The organism is Desulfovirgula thermocuniculi DSM 16036 (assembly GCF_000429345.1).
GTDB lineage: Bacteria > Bacillota > Desulfotomaculia > Desulfotomaculales > Desulfovirgulaceae > Desulfovirgula > Desulfovirgula thermocuniculi.
Genome location: NZ_AUBR01000096.1, coordinates 1 through 5,289, shown reverse-complemented (window position 1 = coordinate 5,289; position 5,289 = coordinate 1). Strand labels below are relative to the sequence as shown.

Below are 5,289 nucleotides of genomic sequence, written 5' to 3'. Positions count from 1 at the left end.
ATCAGGGTACAGGGGCCGATATGGTAAAATGTGCTATGGCCCGGCTTTATAGGGAGTTGCTGAAGCGCGGTTTGGAGGATGTGAAGTTAGTGGCCACGGTGCACGACGAACTCGTGCTGGAAGCCCCGGAGGAACTGGCGGAGCAGGTGGCAGAGCTTTTGGGCGCGGCGATGGAGTTGACCGCCTCCCGCTTCCTGCCAGACGTCCCGGTGGAGGTAGAGGCGGCGGCGTGCGAGACCTGGGCGGAGAAGTAACGCGGTTCCTTGACGGATCCGGCTTCCGGCGGCTATATTGGTGGCGGAAGAGTTTTCGAAGTACCTATGGTGGGATTGAAAGATGGTCAAGGTAGTCGGGAGGCGTAGGCCGTGGGCGGGGAGCGTCTTCTCGCGCGAGTGGGAGGGCTTCCTCGATGGGTTGTCAGCACTGCGCCGTGACGATACGTTCGTGCCGCGGGGCGTGTGGCGCTTTCGTACATGGGAGGAGTTTGCGGGATGGAGCGTGAAAATGCGGGCGGGGGCCGCCCCTTCAGCAGGCCCGCGGGACTCGGCGACCTGAAGGAATTGTGCCGCCGCCTCAACGAGCAGGGGGTCCGCTATGTGCTGGTGGGCGGCTGGGCGGTGGCCTTCCACGGGCGTCGACGGGCTACCGACGACATAGACCTGCTCGTCGACCCCGCGCCGGAAAACGTAGAGCGTCTGAGGGAAGCCCTCTCTTACCTGCCCGACCGGGCGGCGCTCGAGGTGGACCCCGGAGACGTGGCTTCCTACGTCGTGGTGCGCGTTGCTGACGAGATCGTGATCGACCTGATGGGCCACATCGGCGACGTGACCTACGAAAACGCCGGGAAGGTTTTTGCCGACTTGGAGGGCGTGCGTGTGCCGATGGCGGACCTGGACACCCTCATAGCCACGAAGAGGGGGGTGCGCCCGCAGGACCGGGCGGACTTGGAGTTCCTGCTGGAGAAGCGGGCCGCCGGGGTACGGGAGAGCGGACAACGTTCGTGATCTCGGAGATCTCCTGGCCGCCCGCGCGGCTTCCTTCCGTCCGGGGTCGGGTTTTCCGCCCGGGTGATCCGCCGGGTCGGCGGCGTGCGGTAACCGGACGGGGAAACAGGACCACCTTCCAACTATTCAGGTGGTTATCTTTTTTTCTCTCTATAGGTCAAAGACAGTCAAAGTCAAAGAAGGGGGCGGTCTGCGTTGGTTTCCGTTTCCGTCGAGTACCTGCCCAAGAGGGGCGAGTGGCTGGCGGTGGGCGCCGGGGAGCGCTTCCGCAGGGAGGCCGCCCGGGCGGGGATGAGGGTGGCCGCCGAGGTCACGGTCGGCGGCGCCTCGTCCCCGGAGCCGGGGAGGGTGCTGATGGCGGCCTTCGCGGGGAGCAGGAGATCCGCGGAGAGGCTGTTACGCAGGCTGAAGGCGAAGGGGGGCCGCCGCGGTGGGTAGCGCGTTCCGCAGGCTGGCGCAGGCAGTCGTGCTGAGGGCGCTGATGGACGTCGAGGGCAGGGGGCCGTTCACGGAGGGCGAACTCCCCCGGAAGGTCAGGGCCGACGCCCTGGAGTTCCTGCGCCGCGCGGTTTCCCTTTTTCTGGAAGGAGGTGATTTGGTTTGACCAAGGCCGAGCTCGTGGCCGCCGTGGTAGAGAAGGCCGGGTTGAAGAAGGCCCAGGCCGAGCGGGCGGTAACTGCCGTGCTTGACGCCATCCGGGAGGCCGTGGCGCGGGGCGACGAGGTCCGCGTGGTCGGCTTCGGCACCTTCGCGGTGCGGGAGCGCGCGGCCCGCAAAGGTAAAAACCCGCAGACGGGCGAGGAGATCGTCATCCCCGGCGGCAGGGTCGTCGCGTTCCGCGCGGGCAAGCAGCTCAAGGCGGCCGCCGCGGCGGCGAACGGCTAGGGTGAACCGTCGGGTTGGAGGGGGACCGGGGCCGGGCATTTCGGCCCCGGCCTCCTACTGTTTTTGGGAGCGTTGCTTTCATGCCGCCGCTCCTGGCCTAGCACCTGGCCAACGCGGTCCTGCGGGCGGAGGGGCTGACCGCGGCGGAGCCCCCGGGTGTGCTGGAGTTCTACGCCCTGCGGCCCCCGTGGGTGCGGGACGGCCCGTGGGGGGCGAGTTGCTCGGGGCGGCAACCGCTCTGGGACGGTAGTGCGGTTGGCGTTGGGGGAGGGAAACGTGAACAATCTGGACTGCTACGGCAGCAGGCGATTCGCCAGGCCTGTGAGTCCGGGCCCGACGAACCGCGGTTTTGGGAAACCCACAACAGGGTTGGGAAGGTAAGCAATATGCGGAAAACGGGGAGGGCATGAGGAGGGGGGTGGGAGTTATGCATGTGCTTGGAAAAATGGCATCCCAGCGCTTGCTGGAGAGGTGACCGGGCCCGATGAACCGCCCGCGGGCGGGGAGGGCGCGGGTTTTTCCCTTTTCCCGAGCAGGCAAAGGTTTCGCGTCAATTGGAGTCCGGTGGATCTCGGGAGCTTTTGGGAAAGGAGCGGAGAATAGTGGCGGTACCCATTTCTGAACTGTCCGGCCTCGCGAACCGGGAACTGGACACGCTGGTGGTGGAGAGGGTGCTGGGCATGGAGGTGGTCGCGCGGGACTGGCCGTGCGGGCCGGAGCCGGAGTGCGGGTTGTGGAGGGCTTCGCCGGAACGGGAACCGACCGCCCCGTGGTATCACACGCCTTCGCCCGTGATTCGTCTATCGGAGGATAGGTGGATCGACGAGAGCGAGGACCCGCTCCTGCGGGGCGTGGAGGCCAACTACGCCGAGGAGCTGGATTCCTGGATCGTCCCGGTACCCCTCTACTCCATCGATCTCGGCCTAGCGGCGGCCCTGGTGGAGTACCTGCGGGCAAGGGGGTGCGGGATCCGCATCGAGGCCCGCGTGAGTGGTGGTCCCGCCTACGCGGTCGTCGTGTGCGATCCGTCCGGGAGGGAGGTCCGCGCGGCGGCGGATACCTTTGCGCGTGCCTTCTGCGAGGCGGCGGTGCTGGCGGCACCGGGCCTGCCGTGCCGCGGGACCGGCGGTTCCGGCGGGGGAGGAGGCGCTGGCGGAGATGGCGGCGGATGAGAGGCGCTATGGTTACTACGGCGAGGACGCCCCCGGCTTTCCCGCGTGGCTGCGGGAGCGCGGCCTGGGGCCCGGCACGAGGGTGCCCGTGCCGAGCCGGTTCAGCAAGATTGCGGTCTCGGGGCCGATCGCCGAAAGGGGCGGCATAGTCGAGTACCGCCTCGCGGCGAAGTCCCTGGAGATGGTGCGGGAAGAGTGCCGGCGGCTGTTCGGGGAGCGGAGGAAGAGGAGGGGCATCGCTTTGCGCGGCAGGCCGCTGGCCGCGGCCGCGGCGGCACTGGCGAGCGGAGAGGACGCCGGGCTCCCGCTGGCGGACCCGGAGGGGGACGGCTGGCCGGAAGGAGAGCCGCTCCCGGACGGAGATTTGGAGGAGTTGGGGTTGGGAGAAGAAGGTGGTTTTGAGGAGGAAGACTGACCGTGTTGCCCGACTACAAGGACATCACTTCCCGGCTGGGCGAGCCGCTGTGGTACGACGGACGCGGTGTGGGCTATGACCCGTTCCGGCCGGAGATGTGCGACGCCTACGCGAATTACGTGGCGTTTGCCGAGGTAAAGTGCCAGGTGTGCGGGAGAAGGTTTTCGGTGGCGGTCGAGGTGAACAAATACGACTGGCTGAACTCGTTCGGCCGGGAGGTGCAGTTTCCTGGTGCCGCGGACGAGGGCGATTTCCACTACGGCGACCCGCCCAAGCACGAAGCCGGCGGCAGTTTGTGTCCCGGTGTCACGATGTCGTGCACCACGCGCAAAATAATCGAATTTTGGGTCCGGGATACTTCCACCGGATACAGGTGGGTACGGAAGTCCGAGTACGAGTTCGAGTACCGGGGGGAGGGGTGCGGAGATGGCGAGTAGTACCGTCGTCACAGATCACGCCGCGCGTCCGGGGGCGGCTGGGAACACCAGCGGCCGCCCCGTCCGCCTGGTGCTCGTGGGGAAGGCCGGGGCGGGGAAGGACACGGTGGCAGCCTACCTGGCCGCGAGGTATGGCTTCGTCCGATACGCCTTCGCGGACAGGATCAAGCGGCTGGCGGCGGAACTCTTCCCGGAGGCCTACGGGGCGTCGCCCAAGCCGCGCGCCCTGCTGCAGGAGGTCGGCACGGTCCTGAGGCGGGTCGACCCGGACGTGTGGGTGCGGTACCTGCTCCGCCGCGTGGAGGCCGAGGGGAGGCCCCGCGTGGTGGTCACCGACTGCCGCTACCAGAACGAACTGGAGGCGTGCCTGGAGCGGGGCTTCGTGCCCGTGGCGGTGGAGTGCCCGGCCGAACTCCGGCTGGCCAGGCTCCTCCTGCGGGACGGCGACGCCCAGGCGGGGGCGCTCGGCCACGAGTCCGAGGCGGGCGTGGGCCTGCCGCCGGGCACCCCCGTGCTGGACAACTCGGGCACGGTCGAGGACCTCTACCGCCAGGTCGACGCCCTGATGGGGGAACTAGGGGTCGGGCCCGCGCCGCCGCCCGACGAAAGGCCGGGCTGGCACGAGACGTTCATGAAGGTGGCCCTGGTCGTGGCGGAGCGCAGCACATGCCTGCGGAAGAAGGTCGGCGCGGTGCTGGTGAGGGAAAAGAGGATCATCGCTACCGGGTACAACGGCGCGCCGAGCGGTTTGAGGCACTGTTCGGAGGCCGGGTGCCTGCGGGCGGGCGAGGCCACGGGGATCGGCCTGGCGGACAGGTGCCGGGCGGTGCACGCCGAGGAGAACTGTGTGGCGCAGGCGGCCAAGTTCGGGATCTCCGCCGCCGGGGCGGAGCTGTACACCACGGCCTTCCCCTGCGCCCACTGCGCCAAGACGCTGGTCAACGCCGGGGTCGCGGCGGTGCGCTACCTGGAGGGCTACCCCGACCCCCTGGCGGCGGAGGTCCTGCGCGAGGCGGGCGTGGAAGTCCGGCAGGTGGTCCTGGGTTGAGCGCTTTTGGGAGTTGCTCTTTCACGCGCTACAGGGAGAGGAACTCCCGTGAAATGTAATCTTTGAACATTGGTTCGGTAAAGTCGTACTTTCCACGCCCGCGCTTTTCGATTATGCCTTTGGATGCGAGGAAGTTCAGGGCCCTCCTGACTTCGTTGGGGTGGTCTCCCCTGGTATAGGTTTTTTCGCCCCCGGCGAGCCTCTTTAGGATTTTCGGTAAGCGGGGGTTTTCGCTGATTTCGTCGAGCATTCTGTCGTAAAGCGGGGCAAGCATGTACAGGGCGCGCTCGTATCCGGCCCTCACGGCTTCGAGGGTGAGCGTGCTTTC

General features: G+C 67.6%; 9 protein-coding genes and 1 pseudogene. 9 read left to right on the top strand and 1 reads right to left on the bottom strand.

What is annotated here, in order from left to right; genetic code table 11:
* The 9 genes from G454_RS0114595 to G454_RS22775 form a co-directional block, all read left to right on the top strand.
* Positions 1-254: DNA polymerase (locus tag G454_RS0114595; protein ID WP_211230118.1), on the top strand; the 254-nt coding region annotated here is incomplete at its 5' end.
* A 237-nt stretch (positions 255-491) separates the two neighbouring features.
* Positions 492-1,004: a nucleotidyl transferase AbiEii/AbiGii toxin family protein gene (locus tag G454_RS19525; protein ID WP_051276517.1), complete on the top strand. Its 513-nt coding sequence runs from the start codon at positions 492-494 to the stop codon at positions 1,002-1,004.
* A 195-nt stretch (positions 1,005-1,199) separates the two neighbouring features.
* Complete coding sequence (locus tag G454_RS0114585) at positions 1,200-1,442, top strand: hypothetical protein (RefSeq protein ID WP_027719177.1); 243 nt, start codon at positions 1,200-1,202, stop codon at positions 1,440-1,442.
* Positions 1,435-1,608, top strand: coding sequence for a hypothetical protein (locus G454_RS21600; RefSeq protein WP_156896831.1), 174 nt, complete (start codon positions 1,435-1,437; stop codon positions 1,606-1,608). Before G454_RS0114585 ends, G454_RS21600 begins: the two co-directional genes overlap by 8 nt.
* On the top strand, positions 1,605-1,889 hold the full coding sequence (locus tag G454_RS0114575) for an HU family DNA-binding protein (RefSeq protein ID WP_027719176.1): 285 nt from the start codon (positions 1,605-1,607) through the stop codon (positions 1,887-1,889). The genes G454_RS21600 and G454_RS0114575 overlap by 4 nt, the downstream gene beginning before the upstream one ends.
* Before the next feature lie 602 nt (positions 1,890-2,491).
* Complete coding sequence (locus G454_RS21895; RefSeq protein ID WP_169719375.1) at positions 2,492-3,061, top strand: hypothetical protein; 570 nt, start codon at positions 2,492-2,494, stop codon at positions 3,059-3,061.
* A complete protein-coding gene (locus tag G454_RS21890; protein WP_027719174.1) occupies positions 3,048-3,476 on the top strand; it encodes a hypothetical protein in 429 nt (142 codons plus the stop codon). Before G454_RS21895 ends, G454_RS21890 begins: the two co-directional genes overlap by 14 nt.
* Positions 3,477-3,478: 2 nt before the next feature.
* Positions 3,479-3,913, top strand: coding sequence for a hypothetical protein (locus G454_RS0114560; protein WP_027719173.1), 435 nt, complete (start codon positions 3,479-3,481; stop codon positions 3,911-3,913).
* Entirely contained in the window at positions 3,903-4,961 is a 1,059-nt protein-coding gene (locus G454_RS22775) for a deaminase (protein ID WP_342669742.1), read from the top strand. The genes G454_RS0114560 and G454_RS22775 overlap by 11 nt, the downstream gene beginning before the upstream one ends.
* Before the next feature lie 28 nt (positions 4,962-4,989).
* Here G454_RS22775 and G454_RS21885 read toward each other — a convergent pair.
* A pseudogene (locus tag G454_RS21885) lies at positions 4,990-5,289 on the bottom strand (AAA family ATPase); the annotation flags it as partial.